Origin of the sequence: Escherichia sp. E10V10, from assembly GCF_004211985.1 — a bacterium.
GTDB lineage: Bacteria > Pseudomonadota > Gammaproteobacteria > Enterobacterales > Enterobacteriaceae > Escherichia.
The window spans coordinates 1-15231 of sequence record NZ_RHJO01000030.1 but is presented as its reverse complement, the minus strand read 5'-3'; the positions used below and the strand labels follow the sequence as shown (position 1 = coordinate 15231).

Below are 15231 nucleotides of genomic sequence, written 5' to 3'. Positions count from 1 at the left end.
CTCAACCCCCTGCAATAACCTGAAAAAGCAGGATCTGGTCGCCATCCTGCACGATATGTTGCGTCCACTGCTCACGCGGGACGATTTGCTGATTAATCGCCAGAGCCGCGCCCGCTTGGCGTTGATTGAGCTGCTCCAGCAGCTCGTGAACCGTTTGTCCGGCGGCGCACTGCATCGGTTGATCGTTAAACAGGATCTGCATTGCGTCCTCCGCATACCGGGCAACCTGTAGCGCGGCGCAACGCCAGGCTGCGCCACTGGCTCGATTTACCGTCGAACAGCCGGAGTTCTCCCGCAGGTGTTTCTATACCGCTCAATAACTTAATTGCTTCCAGTGCCTGCAAAGTGCCCATAACCCCGACCACCGGGCCAACCACGCCCGCCGTGCGGCAGTTGCGTTCTGGCTCCTGGTTATCCGGCCACAGGCAGCGGTAACAACCGTGCTCCCAGGGCGGCGTTAATACCATCAACTGACCGCCAAATCCGACCGCGCTGGCGGTAATAAGCGGCGTGTTGAGTGCCACGCAAGCGGCATTAATCTCCTGGCGAGTCGCCATATTGTCAGTACAGTCGAGCACCACATCGGCTTGTGCAACCGCATCTTTTAACGCCTCACCCGTTAACCGTTGTTGTAATGCTGTCAGTTGAATATCGGGATTCAACTGTGTCAGTCGCTGTTGGCTGACCTGCGATTTCGGGCGATCGATATCTTCAGTGGTAAAGAGGATTTGTCGTTGCAGATTGCTTAAATGCACATCGTCGTCATCTGCCAGTACCAGCGTCCCGACGCCAGCCCCCGCCAGGTACAGCGCAGCAGGTGTACCCAGCCCGCCAAGACCAATAATCAGCACCTGGCTATCGAGCAGTTTTTGCTGCCCGTCAAGAGCGATATCGTCGAGCAGGATTTGGCGGCTATAACGCATAAAGTCACGGTCATTCATCGCCAACTCCTGCAATTTCCAGCAACTGTGCCGTTGCCAAACGCCAGTCTGCGGCCTGAGTAATGGCGCTGACGACGGCGATACTGCCGACACCCGTCGCCATCACCGCAGGCGCGCGCGGCAGACTGATACCGCCAATCGCCACGGTGGGATAATCCGCCAGACGCTCAATGTGCCGTGCCAGTTGTTCCAGCCCCTGCGGTGCAGAAGGCATCTGTTTGGTTTGCGTCGGGAATACATGTCCCAGTGCGATATAAGAAGGATGTGCTGCTAGCGCGACGTCGATCTCCATATCGTCATGGGTCGAAACGCCCAGCCGCAGGCCTGCCGCGCAGATGGCGTGGAGATCGGTGGCTTGCAAATCTTCCTGCCCCAAATGGACGCCATACGCCTGATGCTTGATCGCCAGCCGCCAGTAATCGTTGATAAACAATCGCGCGTTATAGCGGCGGCCCAGCGCAATTGCCGCCACGACATCGGCTTCCACTTCTTCATCGCGTTGATCCTTGATGCGTAGCTGGAGAGTACGTACGCCTGCATCCAACAGACGTTCGATCCACTGTACGCTGTCCACCACCGGGTACAGTCCTAAACGAAAAGGTACAGGAGGAAAATCAGGCTGATACATCACGCTTCCTCCTTACGCAGGTAGATTTCTCCGCCTCTGGCGCGGAAGTTCTCCGACATATCCGCCATTCCCACTTCAATGGTTTGCGCGGCGGCGTAATCACGTACTTCCTGGCTGATTTTCATCGAGCAGAATTTCGGCCCACACATGGAGCAAAAATGGGCGACTTTGCCGGACTCTTGCGGCAGGGTTTCATCGTGATAAGCGCGAGCGGTAAACGGGTCGAGGGCCAGATTAAACTGGTCTTCCCAGCGAAATTCAAAGCGGGCTTTCGACATGGCGTTATCGCGAATTTGCGCGCCCGGATGCCCTTTCGCCAGGTCAGCGGCGTGGGCGGCAATCTTATAGGTGATAAGCCCCTGCTTAACATCTTCTTTATTAGGCAGACCCAGATGCTCTTTTGGCGTTACGTAACAGAGCATCGCGCAGCCAAACCAGCCAATCATCGCCGCACCAATCCCCGACGTGAAGTGGTCATAGCCCGGCGCAATATCGGTAGTTAGCGGCCCCAGAGTGTAAAACGGCGCTTCGTGGCAGTGCTCTAACTCCTCGGTCATATTGCGGCGAATCATCTGCATCGGCACATGCCCAGGGCCTTCAATCATCACCTGCACGTCATATTCCCAGGCGATTTTGGTCAGTTCGCCCAGCGTATGCAGCTCGGCAAACTGCGCTTCATCGTTGGCGTCCTGAATAGAACCGGGGCGCAGGCCGTCGCCCAGCGACAGCGAAACGTCATAAGCGGCACAGATTTCACAAATTTCGCGGAAGTGTTGATAGAGGAAATTTTCCTGATGATGGGAGAGGCACCATTTCGCCATAATCGAACCGCCGCGAGAGACGATACCGGTCAGGCGTTTCGCGGTCATCGGCACGTAGCGCAGCAGCACGCCCGCATGGATAGTGAAGTAATCCACACCTTGCTCGGCCTGTTCCAGCAGCGTGTCGCGGAACGCTTCCCAGGTAAGATCTTCGGCGATCCCGTTAACTTTCTCCAGCGCCTGGTAGATCGGCACAGTACCGATCGGCACCGGGCTGTTACGCAAAATCCACTCGCGGGTTTCGTGAATATAGCGACCGGTGGAAAGATCCATCACCGTATCTGCTCCCCAGCGCGTGGACCATACCAGCTTTTCCACTTCTTCTTCGATGGAAGAGGTGACCGCCGAGTTGCCGATATTGGCGTTAACTTTTACCAGGAAGTTGCGACCGATAATCATCGGCTCCGATTCCGGATGATTAATGTTAGCCGGGATAATCGCACGTCCGGCAGCGACTTCATCACGGACAAATTCCGCAGTGATATTTTCCGGCAGATGTGCGCCAAAGCTCATTCCCGGATGCTGGTGGCGTAAAACTTCGCTACGGATGCGCTCGCGGCCCATATTCTCGCGGATGGCGATGAACTCCATTTCCGGTGTGATGATACCCTTGCGGGCGTAGTGCAGTTGTGTGACACGGCGTCCTGCTTTGGCGCGTTTTGGTGTTAATACGCCGCTAAAACGCAGCTCGTCGAGGCCATCATCTGCCAGCCGCGCTTTGGTGTAATCGGAACTGCGCACGGTAAGTTCTTCAGTATCACCGCGCGCATCGATCCACGGCTGGCGTAGTTTGGTCAGCCCTTGCTGAACGTTAATGGCGATTTGCGGATCGCCATACGGGCCGGAGGTATCATAGACCGGAATCGCTTCGTTTTCTTCGTACTGCGGCTGTTCTTTGCTGCCGCCAATTAGTGTCAGGCTAAGCTGGATCTCACGCATCGGCACGCGCACGCCGGGGTGTGTACCAGTGATGTAAATGCGTTTTGAGTTAGGAAAGGCGGTGCCTTCCAGGGTGTCGATAAAATGTTGGGCCCGGGCGCGTTGTTCGCGGCGGGTCAGTTTTGTTGCAGACATAGCTCATTCCAAAAAGTTAAGGACGTGGCTTGTCAGACGACGGATGAAGCAAGAGACGATCGCCGCAAAGGCGATGCGATAGCAGATTAACTCTTGTTCCCTTCGCAGGTATTAGCCTGATCAGGTTCCGCGGATCCCGAATAAACGGTCTCAGCCAGTTAAGGCACTCCGACAAGAAATTAGCCCCGCAAACGGGGCGTTGAATGTAAATTACGCGTTAACAGCGCAGAACTCAAGCAGGATGTTTGACGCGGGCGGCGTCAAGCACCAGCAGAATCAACTTATCTTCCAGCACAAATCGCGCTTCCAGTGCCTCGCCGATGTCAGATAAAACCTGTTGAAACTCAAGGTAATTATCATGATCGATGGCGGTTTCCAGGCTGGAATCGTAGTAATCCATAATCTGTTGCGTGTTGGCTTCGAGTTGCGGCCAAATCTTCGCGGCATGAGCGAGTTGCCCGTTGCCTTCCAGTTTATGAAGAATGCGTTCATAAATACTGAAATGTCCGGCAGACAGGTAGTCGACCAGACTCTGGCAAAAATCATCAAGGGCTTTTTCATTCAGCCTCATGTACGATTCTTTGCCAGGCTTAATGCCAACCAGATTGTAGTAAGCCACGAGCAGATGCTTACGTACATGTAGCCAGCGATCAACCAGTTTGTTACTTCCTCTGACGTGCTCCGTCAGGTTATCGAGCTGGTTAAGCATGATTGACTCCGCAAGTTTGTATTCAAAAACTGCTCAGTGAGAAATGTAAAAACCATGTTAAACATGCCAGTGATGCAAAGGTAGTGCAAGAGCTATGGATCGTATAATTGAAAAATTAGATCACGGCTGGTGGGTAGTCAGTCATGAACAAAAATTATGGTTGCCGAAGGGAGAATTACCATACGGCGAAGCGGCAAATTTCGATCTTGTGGGTCAGCGCGCACAACAAATCGGCGAATGGCAGGGAGAACCTGTTTGGCTAGTGCAACAGCAGCGCCGTCACGATATGGGCTCGGTGCGCCAGGTCATTGATCTGGATGTCGGGCTGTTTCAATTAGCCGGACGTGGTGTGCAACTGGCGGAGTTTTATCGCTCGCATAAATACTGCGGTTACTGCGGGCATGACATGTATCCGAGCAAAACCGAATGGGCGATGCTATGCAGCCACTGCCGTGAGCGTTACTACCCACAAATCGCTCCCTGCATTATCGTTGCCATCCGTCGCGATGATTCAATCCTACTTGCTCAGCATACCCGGCATCGTAACGGTGTCCATACGGTACTCGCCGGATTCGTCGAAGTGGGCGAAACCCTCGAACAGGCAGTCGCGCGGGAAGTGATGGAAGAGAGTGGCATCAAAGTCAAAAACTTGCGTTACGTGACTTCCCAGCCGTGGCCGTTTCCTCAGTCTTTAATGACCGCGTTTATGGCGGAATATGACAGCGGCGAGATCGTGATCGACCCGAAAGAATTGCTCGAGGCGAACTGGTATCGCTATGACGATTTGCCGTTACTTCCGCCGCCCGGCACCGTAGCGCGCCGTCTGATAGAAGATACGGTGGCGATGTGTCGGGCAGAGTATGAGTGATGATACACTGACCGCCTGACGCACTAAGGAACAGCCAAAATGACCGAACTTAAAAACGATCGTTATCTGCGGGCGCTGCTGCGCCAGCCCGTTGATGTCACTCCAGTATGGATGATGCGCCAGGCGGGCCGCTATCTACCGGAATATAAAGCCACGCGCGCCCAGGCGGGCGATTTTATGTCGCTGTGCAAAAACGCCGAGCTGGCGTGCGAAGTGACTTTGCAACCGCTGCGTCGCTACCCGCTGGATGCGGCGATCCTCTTTTCCGATATCCTCACCGTGCCGGACGCGATGGGGTTAGGGCTCTATTTTGAAGCCGGAGAAGGTCCGCGTTTTACCACACCAGTCACCAGCAAAGCCGACGTCGATAAACTGCCAATTCCGGACCCGGAAGATGAGCTGGGTTACGTGATGAACGCGGTGCGTACCATTCGTCGCGAACTGAAAGGCGAAGTGCCGCTGATTGGTTTTTCCGGCAGTCCGTGGACGCTGGCGACCTATATGGTGGAAGGCGGCAGCAGCAAAGCGTTCACCGTGATCAAAAAAATGATGTATGCCGATCCGCAGGCGCTGCACGCGCTACTCGATAAACTGGCGAAAAGCGTCACTCTGTACCTGAATGCGCAGATTAAAGCCGGTGCTCAGGCAGTGATGATTTTCGACACCTGGGGCGGCGTGCTAACCGGGCGCGATTATCAACAGTTCTCGCTCTATTACATGCATAAAATTGTTGATGGTTTACTGCGTGAAAACGACGGTCGCCGCGTACCGGTCACGCTGTTTACCAAAGGTGGCGGACAGTGGCTGGAAGCCATGGCAGAAACCGGTTGCGATGCGCTGGGCCTCGACTGGACAACGGACATCGCCGATGCACGCCGCCGCGTGGGTGATAAAGTCGCGCTGCAGGGCAATATGGACCCGTCAATGTTGTACGCGCCGCCTGCCCGTATTGAAGAAGAAGTGGCGACAATCCTTGCCGGTTTCGGTCACGGTGAAGGCCACGTCTTTAACCTCGGCCACGGTATCCATCAGGATGTGCCGCCAGAACATGCTGGCGTATTTGTGGAGGCAGTGCATCGCCTGTCTGCGCCTTATCATCAGTAAGGAGTGGTTATGGATCTCGCGTCATTACGCGCTCAACAACTTGAACTAGCTTCTTCTGTGATCCGCGAGGATCGACTCGATAAAGATCCGCCGGATCTGATCGCCGGAGCCGATGTCGGGTTTGAGCAGGGCGGAGAAGTGACGCGAGCGGCGATGGTGCTGCTGAAATACCCCTCGCTTGAGCTGGTGGAGTATAAAGTGGCCCGCATCGCTACTACCATGCCTTACATTCCAGGTTTTCTTTCCTTCCGCGAATATCCTGCGCTGCTGGCCGCGTGGGAGATGCTGTCGCAAAAGCCGGATTTAGTGTTTGTCGATGGTCACGGGATCTCGCATCCTCGCCGTCTTGGCGTCGCCAGCCATTTTGGCTTATTGGTGGATGTGCCGACCATTGGCGTAGCGAAAAAACGGCTCTGCGGTAAATTCGAACCGCTCTCCAGCGAACCGGGCGCACTGGCCCCGCTGATGGATAAAGGCGAGCAGCTGGCTTGGGTCTGGCGCAGCAAAGCGCGCTGTAACCCTCTGTTTATTTCTACCGGCCATCGGGTCAGTGTGGATAGCGCGCTGGCGTGGGTACAACGCTGCATGAAAGGCTATCGCCTGCCGGAGCCAACACGCTGGGCGGACGCGGTGGCCTCGGAACGTCCGGCGTTCGTGCGCTATACAGCAAATCAGCCCTAATTCAGGTAAACTGCGGATAATTTCCGTATTTGAGAACTCAACATGTTACAAAACCCGATTCATCTGCGTCTGGAGCGCCTGGAAAGCTGGCAGCACGTCACTTTCATGGCTTGCTTATGTGAACGCATGTACCCCAATTACGCCATGTTCTGCCAGCAAACTGGTTTTGGTGATGGGCAAATTTATCGCCGCATTCTCGATCTCATCTGGGAAACACTGACCGTCAAAGACGCAAAAGTGAATTTCGACAGCCAACTGGAGAAATTTGAAGAAGCGATCCCGTCAGCCGACGATTTCGATCTGTACGGTGTTTATCCGGCAATTGATGCCTGCGTGGCATTAAGTGAACTGGTCCATTCGCGTTTGAGTGGTGAAACGCTCGAACACGCGGTGGAAGTGAGTAAGACCTCCATCACTACCGTGGCGATGTTGGAAATGACTCAGGCTGGTCGCGAAATGAGCGATGAAGAGCTCAAAGAAAACCCAGCTGTAGAGCAAGAATGGGACATTCAGTGGGAAATATTCCGACTTTTAGCCGAGTGCGAAGAACGTGATATCGAGCTGATAAAAGGGCTTAGAGCAGACCTGCGTGAGGCGGGTGAGAGCAATATTGGTATAATTTTTCAGCAATAAGACCAGAAAACGTGAATTAACGCCTGATTTGTCGTACCTGGAGTCTTCCCTTTCGCCCCCCGTCTGGTCTACATTTGGGGGGCGAAAAAAAGTGGCTATCGGTGCGTGTATGCAGGAGAGTGCTATTCTGGCATTTCCGTCGCACTCGATGCTTAGCAAGCGATAAACACATTGTAAGGATAACTTATGAACAAGACTCAACTGATTGATGTAATTGCAGAGAAAGCAGAACTGTCCAAAACCCAGGCTAAAGCTGCTCTGGAGTCCACTCTGGCTGCAATTACTGAGTCTCTGAAAGAAGGCGATGCTGTACAACTGGTTGGTTTCGGTACCTTCAAAGTGAACCACCGCGCTGAGCGTACTGGCCGCAACCCGCAGACCGGTAAAGAAATCAAAATCGCCGCTGCGAACGTACCGGCATTTGTTTCTGGCAAGGCACTGAAAGACGCAGTTAAGTAAGATTGCGTGGCAGTGAACAGTTTTAACGAAGGGGTGGTTTCACCCCTTTTGTCTTTCTGGCGTCGCTCATTGATGCTGGCAGGCGCGCTGTTTCTTACTGCTTGTAGCCATAACTCCTCACTTCCTCCCTTTACCGCCAGTGGATTTGCTGAAGATCAGGGCGCGGTACGCATCTGGCGAAAAGACAGCGGCGATAATGTCCATCTGCTTGCTGTATTTAGCCCGTGGCGCAATGGCGATACCACGACGCGAGAGTATCGCTGGCAGGGCGATAACCTCACGCTTATCAATATCAATGTTTACAGCAAACCGCCGGTGAATATTCGCGCGCGTTTTGACGATCGCGGCGATCTGAGCTTTATGCAACGTGAATCCGACGGGGAAAAGCAGCAGCTTTCTAACGACCAAATTGATTTATATCGTTATCGTGCTGACCAAATCCGCCAGATTAGCGATGCCTTACGTCAGGGGAGAGTCGTGCTGCGTCAGGGGCGCTGGCATGCGATGGAACAGACCGTGACCACCTGCGAAGGGCAAACCATTAAACCTGATTTAGATTCGCAGGCGATAGCGCATATCGAGCGCCGCCAGAGCCGCTCTTCTGTTGATGTCAGCGTGGCATGGCTGGAAGCGCCCGAAGGTTCGCAATTACTGTTAGTGGCAAACTCTGATTTCTGTCGCTGGCAACCCAACGAGAAAACGTTCTGATTTACCAGTGGCCCATTCCCATATGACCGCCACCACCACCGCAGCCGCTGTAACCCATGCCCATTCCGGTACCGCGCGGAATACCCGCTTCAGCCATCGCAATATCCCGTTTCACCCGTAACTCATCTAACGACTGACGCAAAGCCTCCATCTCTTTGGCGACCGCGTTAATTTTGCTGCTATCCGGTGGGTTCGCGGCTAACAGGGCATTGTATTCATAACGCTTCGTCACCAGTTGCTGTTGCAGTGCGCTGCTTTGAGCGTAAAAGTCATTATGGATTTTCTGCCACGCTGTCTGTTGTTCGCTGGTCAAAGGCGCGGCATTTTGTTGCCACATCCCGTGTCCGCCGTGAGCAAATGCAGATGTCGATCCCATCGCCATTGCTGAAAGCGCCATCATCACCAGGGCAATTTTCGTGTTCCGTTTCATGGTTAATCCTCCAGTGGTTGTCTTACTTTGGGTATTGCATCTTTCGTGCCAACAACGAAACGCTGATATGACGGGTAATCTGGCATGATAAACGAGTAAAAATGACTCGCCTGCTGTGGGTGGCGAGTCATTTTTACTCATTGAAACTTAAGTCTTTGTGTTACAGCGCAGGGTAAGCGCTGCTAAAAGATGGCATGATTTCTGCTGTCAAAAAGGGATGAACAGACAAAGAAGAAGATACGTTTTATGCAACGTTCAAAAGACACCTTAGCCAAATGGTTAAGCACGATCCTCCCCATTGTCATTGTTGGGCTGGTGGGATTGTTTGCGGTGACGGTGATTCGTGATTATGGGCGGGCAAGCGAGGCTGACCGTCAGGCATTACTGGAAAAAGGTAATGTGCTCATTCGCGCTCTGGAGTCAGGAAGCCGCGTAGGGATGGGGATGCGAATGCACCATGTGCAGCAACAGGCGCTTCTGGAAGAGATGGCTGGCCAGCCTGGGGTGTTGTGGTTTGCGGTCACCGATGCACAGGGCATCATTATTCTTCACAGTAACCCCGAAATGGTTGGGCGTGCACTCTATTCGCCGGATGAAATGCAGCAGTTAAAGCCAGAGGAAAACTCCCGCTGGCGACTGCTTGAGAAAGCGGAAACTGCGCCTGCGCTTGAGGTCTATCGTTTGTTCCAGCCAATGTCATCGCCCTGGCGGCATGGTATGCACAATATGCCGCGCTGTAACGGCAAAGCTGTGCCACAGGCAGAAGCACAACAGGCTATTTTCATCGCCGTTGACGCCAGCGATCTGGTTGCAACCCAGAGTGGGGAAAAGCGCAATACCCTGATTATCCTCTTCGCCCTGGCGACGGTCTTGCTGGCAAGCGTGTTGTCATTCTTCTGGTATCGCCGCTATCTGCGCTCGCGCCAGCTTCTACAGGATGAGATGAAGCGCAAAGAAAAGCTGGTGGCGCTGGGGCATCTGGCGGCAGGCGTTGCCCACGAAATCCGTAACCCACTTTCCTCGATTAAAGGGCTGGCGAAATACTTTGCCGAACGCGCGCCAGCAGGGGGAGAAGCGCATCAACTGGCGCAGGTGATGGCGAAAGAAGCCGACCGTTTAAACCGCGTGGTAAGCGAGCTGCTGGAACTGGTTAAACCAACGCATCTGGCTTTGCAGGCGGTGGATCTCAACACTCTGATTAACCACTCATTACAGCTGGTAAGCCAGGATGCAAACAGCCGGGAGATCCAGTTACGCTTTACCGCCAACGACACATTACCGGAAATTCAGGCAGACCCGGACCGATTGACCCAAGTCCTGTTGAATCTCTATCTCAATGCTATTCAGGCGATTGGTCAGCATGGCGTGATTAGCGTGACGGCCAGCGAAAGCGGCGCAGGCGTGAAAATTAGCGTTACTGATAGCGGTAAGGGAATTGCGGCGGATCAGCTTGAAGCTATCTTCACCCCGTACTTCACCACCAAAGCCGAAGGCACCGGGCTGGGGCTGGCGGTCGTGCATAATATTGTTGAACAACACGGTGGTACAATTCAGGTCGCAAGCCAGGAGGGAAAAGGCGCAACGTTCACCCTCTGGCTTCCGGTCAATATTACGCGTAAGGACCCACAAGGATGACGCACGATAATATCGATATTCTGGTGGTGGATGATGACATTAGCCACTGCACTATTTTGCAGGCATTGCTGCGCGGCTGGGGCTATAACGTCGCGCTGGCGAACAGCGGGCGACAGGCGCTGGAGCAGGTGCGGGAACAGGTTTTTGATCTTGTGCTTTGCGATGTGCGAATGGCGGAGATGGACGGCATTGCCACGCTAAAAGAGATCAAAACGTTAAACCCGGCGATTCCGGTACTGATTATGACCGCTTACTCCAGCGTCGAGACGGCGGTAGAGGCACTGAAAACCGGGGCGCTGGATTATCTCATCAAGCCGCTGGATTTCGATAACCTGCAGGCGACGCTGGAAAAGGCGCTCGCGCATACGCACAGTATTGATGCTGAAACACCTGCGGTGACTGCCAGCCAGTTCGGTATGGTCGGTAAAAGCCCGGCGATGCAACACCTGCTCAGTGAAATCGCCCTCGTCGCGCCATCGGAAGCCACGGTGCTGATCCACGGCGATTCCGGCACCGGTAAAGAGCTGGTCGCCAGGGCGATTCACGCCAGTAGCGCACGTAGCGAAAAACCGCTGGTAACGCTTAACTGCGCGGCGCTCAACGAATCCTTGCTGGAATCTGAATTGTTCGGTCACGAAAAAGGGGCGTTTACCGGAGCCGACAAACGGCGAGAAGGGCGCTTTGTTGAGGCGGACGGCGGCACGCTGTTTCTCGATGAAATTGGCGATATCTCACCGATGATGCAGGTTCGTCTGCTGCGTGCGATTCAGGAGCGCGAAGTGCAACGTGTCGGCAGCAACCAGACTATCTCGGTTGATGTCCGGCTGATTGCGGCGACCCATCGCGATCTTGCCGCAGAGGTAAATGCCGGGCGTTTTCGCCAGGATCTCTACTATCGCCTGAACGTGGTGGCGATTGAAGTACCGTCGCTGCGTCAGCGGCGGGAAGATATCCCTCTGCTGGCTGGCCATTTTCTTCAGCGCTTTGCCGAGCGTAATCGCAAGGCGGTAAAAGGCTTTACGCCCCAGGCGATGGATCTGCTGATTCATTACGACTGGCCGGGAAATATTCGTGAACTGGAAAACGCGGTGGAACGGGCGGTGGTGCTACTGACCGGGGAATATATTTCCGAACGCGAGCTGCCGCTGGCGATTGCCAGTACGCCGATCCCGCTGGCGCAAAGTCAGGATATTCAGCCGCTGGTGGAAGTGGAAAAAGAGGTGATTCTGGCGGCACTGGAGAAAACGGGCGGCAACAAAACCGAAGCCGCCCGTCAGTTAGGGATCACGCGTAAAACGCTATTGGCAAAACTGTCGCGTTAGTTCTGCTCGCGTTCGATAGCGCGCCAGCCGATATCTTTCCGGCAGAAGCAGTCGTCCCAATGGATATCGGTCATTAAGGCATAAGCGCGTTTCTGCGCTTCTGCCACGGTATGACCCAGCGCGGTGACGCACAGTACGCGCCCGCCGCTGGTCACTACCTGCTCGTCATCCGCCAGTTTCGTACCCGCGTGGAACACTTTGCCGTCAGACACTTCTTCCAGCGGCAGGCCGTGGATCACATCGCCGGTGCGGTAATCGCCCGGATATCCACCCGCAGCCATCACCACGCCGAGCGCAGCACGTTCATCCCACTCGGATGTTATCTCATCCAGCTTGCCTTCACAGGCCGCCAGGCACAGTTCAACCAGATCGGACTTCATGCGCAGCATAATCGGCTGGGTTTCCGGATCGCCAAAGCGGCAGTTAAATTCGATAACCTTCGGATTGCCCTGTTTGTCGATCATCAGGCCCGCATAGAGAAAACCGGTGTAGGTGTTGCCTTCCGCCGCCATGCCTTTCACGGTTGGCCAGATGATACGTTCCATCGTGCGCTGATGAACTTCATCGGTCACTACCGGCGCAGGAGAGTAAGCGCCCATTCCGCCAGTGTTTGGCCCGGTATCTTTATCGCCTACGCGTTTGTGATCCTGGCTGGTGGCCATCGGTAGCACATGCTCGCCGTCCACCATCACGATAAAGCTCGCTTCTTCGCCATCGAGGAACTCTTCGATAACGATGCGATGACCCGCGTCGCCAAAAGCGTTGCCTGCCAGCATATCGTGAACAGCCGCTTCCGCTTCTTCCTGCGTCATCGCCACGATAACGCCTTTCCCGGCAGCCAGACCGTCAGCTTTAATGACGATTGGCGCGCCTTTCTCACGCAGATACGCCAGCGCAGGTTCTACCTCGGTGAAGTTCTGGTATTCCGCCGTAGGGATCTTATGGCGGGCCAGGAAATCTTTGGTAAACGCTTTCGAACCTTCCAGTTGCGCGGCATCTGCGGTTGGGCCGAAGATTTTCAGCCCGGCGGCGCGGAAGGTATCAACCACGCCTTTCACCAGCGGCGCTTCCGGGCCGACGATGGTCAGATCGATCTTTTCGTTTTGTGCGAAATCCAGCAGCGCCGGGATATCGGTCACGCCGATATCGACGTTCTGTAGCGCGGGTTCCAGCGCAGTGCCTGCGTTACCCGGTGCGACAAAGACGGTCTTAACCAGCGGCGACTGGGCCGCTTTCCAGGCCAGCGCGTGCTCGCGCCCGCCGTTACCAATCACTAATACTTTCATCTGTCGCTCCATTAATGGCGGAAGTGGCGCATGTCGGTGAAGAGCATCGCAATACCGTGCTCGTCGGCGGCGGCAATCACTTCGTCATCACGGATAGAACCGCCAGGCTGGATTACGCAGGTCACGCCCGCAGCGGCGGCGGCATCAATACCGTCGCGGAACGGGAAGAACGCGTCAGAAGCCATCGAGGAACCTTTCACTTCCAGACCTTCATCGGCAGCTTTAATACCGGCGATTTTCGCGGAGTACACGCGGCTCATCTGGCCCGCGCCAATACCGATGGTCATATTGTTTTTGGCATAGACGATAGCGTTGGATTTCACGAACTTCGCCACTTTCCAGCAGAACAGCGCATCACGCAGTTCCTGTTCGGTCGGCTGGCGTTTGGTGACGACGCGCAGTTCTTCCGCGCCGACCATCCCCAGGTCACGATCCTGAACCAGCAAACCGCCGTTCACGCGTTTGAAATCAAGACCCGGAACACGCTCGCCCCACTGACCGCAGGTCAGGACGCGAACGTTCTGTTTGGCGGCGGTGATTTTCAGGGCTTCTTCGCTGGCGGACGGCGCAATAATCACTTCGACAAACTGACGAGAAATAATGGCCTGTGCGGTTTCCGCATCCAGCTCGCGGTTAAAGGCGATAATGCCGCCGAATGCGGAGGTTGGGTCGGTTTTGTACGCGCGATCGTAAGCATCAAGAATGGAATTGCCGATAGCCACGCCGCAAGGGTTGGCATGCTTCACAATCACACATGCCGGCTCGGCGAACTCTTTCACGCACTCCAGCGCCGCATCGGTATCGGCGATGTTGTTATAAGAGAGGGCCTTACCCTGAACCTGGGTTGCGGTAGCAACGGAGGCTTCTTTCACATTCTCTTCTATATAGAAGGCAGCCTGCTGGTGGCTGTTCTCGCCGTAACGCATATCCTGCTTCTTAATGAAGTTCAGGTTCAGCGTGCGTGGGAAGCGACCGGCGGCTTCTTTGCTTTCACCGTGGTAAGCCGGAACCATGCTGCCGAAGTAGTTGGCAATCATGCTGTCGTAGGCGGCAGTGTGTTCGAAGGCTTTGATGGCGAGGTCGAAACGGGTTGCAAGCGTCAGCGATCCTTCGTTGGCATCCATCTCTTTAATAATGGCGTCGTAGTCGCTGCTCTTCACCACGATTGCGACATCTTTATGGTTCTTAGCGGCGGAGCGCACCATGGTCGGGCCGCCGATATCGATGTTCTCAACCGCATCTTCCAGCGAGCAGCCTTCACGAGCAACGGTCTGGGCGAACGGATACAGGTTAACAACTACCATATCGATAGGCTGGATCTGATGTTCTTCCATAATGGCATCGTCCTGGCCGCGACGGCCCAGAATGCCACCATGTACTTTCGGATGCAGGGTCTTCACGCGTCCATCCATCATCTCCGGGAAACCGGTGTAATCGGAAACTTCGGTTACCGGCAGACCTTTTTCTGCTAACAGACGGGCAGTGCCCCCTGTAGACAGCAGCTCCACACCGCGTGCGGAAAGTGCCTGGGCGAATTCGACGATACCGGCTTTGTCAGAAACACTGAGCAGAGCGCGGCGGACTGGACGACGTTGTTGCATGGTAAATCCCCTGGATTTGACTATTACAGAGAGCGTTAGCTGAATTTTTCGCGAAAAACTCAGCTAACGCCCCTAACGGGGCATCCTTATTTTTCGCCCGCATTGTAACGAAAACGTTTGCGCAACGCTCGCGAATTTTTCTCTTTCAATGGCGATCACAATTTTGACAGTGGTTACCGTGGGAAAAATACAGAAATCACATTGATGATTGTGGATAACTCTGTGCGTAAAAAGGTATAAAGCGGGGTTTTGCTGGGGAATGCAGCAGTCAGTCATTTTTTTGCAATTTTTCTATTGCGGCCTACGGAGAACTCCCTATAATGCGCCTCCA

General features: G+C 54.5%; 16 protein-coding genes and 1 riboswitch. Of the genes, 8 read left to right on the top strand and 8 right to left on the bottom strand.

All coding sequences use genetic code 11. From position 1 onward, the window contains the following. Position 1 precedes the first annotated feature (1 nt). From thiS to D9736_RS21585, 5 genes are all read right to left on the bottom strand, one after another. Complete coding sequence (gene thiS / locus D9736_RS21605; protein WP_001166236.1) at positions 2 to 202, bottom strand: sulfur carrier protein ThiS; 201 nt, start codon at positions 200 to 202, stop codon at positions 2 to 4. Further along, positions 186 to 941, bottom strand: coding sequence for a thiazole biosynthesis adenylyltransferase ThiF (gene thiF, locus D9736_RS21600; RefSeq protein WP_130259139.1), 756 nt, complete (start codon positions 939 to 941; stop codon positions 186 to 188). The genes thiS and thiF overlap by 17 nt, the downstream gene beginning before the upstream one ends. Beyond that, positions 934 to 1569, bottom strand: coding sequence for a thiamine phosphate synthase (thiE, locus tag D9736_RS21595; protein WP_130259142.1), 636 nt, complete (start codon positions 1567 to 1569; stop codon positions 934 to 936). The genes thiF and thiE overlap by 8 nt, the downstream gene beginning before the upstream one ends. Beyond that, positions 1569 to 3464 (bottom strand): phosphomethylpyrimidine synthase ThiC, encoded by a 1896-nt coding sequence (gene thiC, locus D9736_RS21590; protein WP_130259138.1) that lies wholly within the window; start codon positions 3462 to 3464, stop codon positions 1569 to 1571. The genes thiE and thiC overlap by 1 nt, the downstream gene beginning before the upstream one ends. A gap of 80 nt (positions 3465 to 3544) precedes the next feature. Next, positions 3545 to 3645, bottom strand: a riboswitch (TPP riboswitch). Between the two features lie 51 nt (positions 3646 to 3696). Next, positions 3697 to 4173, bottom strand: a complete 477-nt coding sequence (locus D9736_RS21585) for an Rsd/AlgQ family anti-sigma factor (RefSeq protein WP_064530412.1) — start codon at positions 4171 to 4173, stop codon at positions 3697 to 3699. A gap of 94 nt (positions 4174 to 4267) precedes the next feature. On the opposite strand from D9736_RS21585, the gene nudC reads away from it, so the two are divergent. The 6 genes from nudC to D9736_RS21555 all read left to right on the top strand — a co-directional run bounded on the left by nudC (position 4268) and on the right by D9736_RS21555 (position 8626). Then, positions 4268 to 5041: an NAD(+) diphosphatase gene (gene nudC, locus D9736_RS21580; protein ID WP_130259137.1), complete on the top strand. Its 774-nt coding sequence runs from the start codon at positions 4268 to 4270 to the stop codon at positions 5039 to 5041. A gap of 39 nt (positions 5042 to 5080) precedes the next feature. After that, positions 5081 to 6145: a uroporphyrinogen decarboxylase gene (gene hemE / locus D9736_RS21575; protein WP_130259136.1), complete on the top strand. Its 1065-nt coding sequence runs from the start codon at positions 5081 to 5083 to the stop codon at positions 6143 to 6145. A 9-nt stretch (positions 6146 to 6154) separates the two neighbouring features. Beyond that, positions 6155 to 6826, top strand: coding sequence for a deoxyribonuclease V (gene nfi, locus D9736_RS21570; protein ID WP_130259135.1), 672 nt, complete (start codon positions 6155 to 6157; stop codon positions 6824 to 6826). Between the two features lie 42 nt (positions 6827 to 6868). After that, positions 6869 to 7459, top strand: coding sequence for a YjaG family protein (locus tag D9736_RS21565; protein ID WP_000940106.1), 591 nt, complete (start codon positions 6869 to 6871; stop codon positions 7457 to 7459). Positions 7460 to 7645: 186 nt separating this feature from the next. Continuing rightward, positions 7646 to 7918, top strand: a complete 273-nt coding sequence (hupA, locus tag D9736_RS21560) for a nucleoid-associated protein HU-alpha (RefSeq protein ID WP_001044513.1) — start codon at positions 7646 to 7648, stop codon at positions 7916 to 7918. A gap of 12 nt (positions 7919 to 7930) precedes the next feature. Then, positions 7931 to 8626: a DUF1481 domain-containing protein gene (locus D9736_RS21555; RefSeq protein ID WP_032147960.1), complete on the top strand. Its 696-nt coding sequence runs from the start codon at positions 7931 to 7933 to the stop codon at positions 8624 to 8626. A 1-nt stretch (position 8627) separates the two neighbouring features. Here the strand turns inward: D9736_RS21555 and zraP are convergent, their stop codons facing one another. Next, positions 8628 to 9056, bottom strand: coding sequence for a zinc resistance sensor/chaperone ZraP (zraP, locus tag D9736_RS21550; RefSeq protein ID WP_130222640.1), 429 nt, complete (start codon positions 9054 to 9056; stop codon positions 8628 to 8630). Between the two features lie 237 nt (positions 9057 to 9293). On the opposite strand from zraP, the gene zraS reads away from it, so the two are divergent. Next, positions 9294 to 10691, top strand: coding sequence for a two-component system sensor histidine kinase ZraS (gene zraS / locus D9736_RS21545; protein ID WP_130259134.1), 1398 nt, complete (start codon positions 9294 to 9296; stop codon positions 10689 to 10691). After that, the gene (gene zraR, locus D9736_RS21540; protein WP_130259133.1) at positions 10688 to 12013 is read left to right on the top strand and encodes a sigma-54-dependent response regulator transcription factor ZraR; all 1326 of its coding nucleotides are present in this window, start codon (positions 10688 to 10690) and stop codon (positions 12011 to 12013) included. The genes zraS and zraR overlap by 4 nt, the downstream gene beginning before the upstream one ends. Here zraR and purD read toward each other — a convergent pair. After that, the gene (gene purD / locus D9736_RS21535) at positions 12010 to 13299 is read right to left on the bottom strand and encodes a phosphoribosylamine--glycine ligase (RefSeq protein ID WP_130259132.1); all 1290 of its coding nucleotides are present in this window, start codon (positions 13297 to 13299) and stop codon (positions 12010 to 12012) included. The two genes, zraR and purD, sit on opposite strands and share 4 nt — an antisense overlap. 11 nt (positions 13300 to 13310) lie before the next feature. Next, positions 13311 to 14900: a bifunctional phosphoribosylaminoimidazolecarboxamide formyltransferase/IMP cyclohydrolase gene (gene purH, locus D9736_RS21530; RefSeq protein ID WP_001187551.1), complete on the bottom strand. Its 1590-nt coding sequence runs from the start codon at positions 14898 to 14900 to the stop codon at positions 13311 to 13313. Positions 14901 to 15231 lie beyond the last annotated feature (331 nt).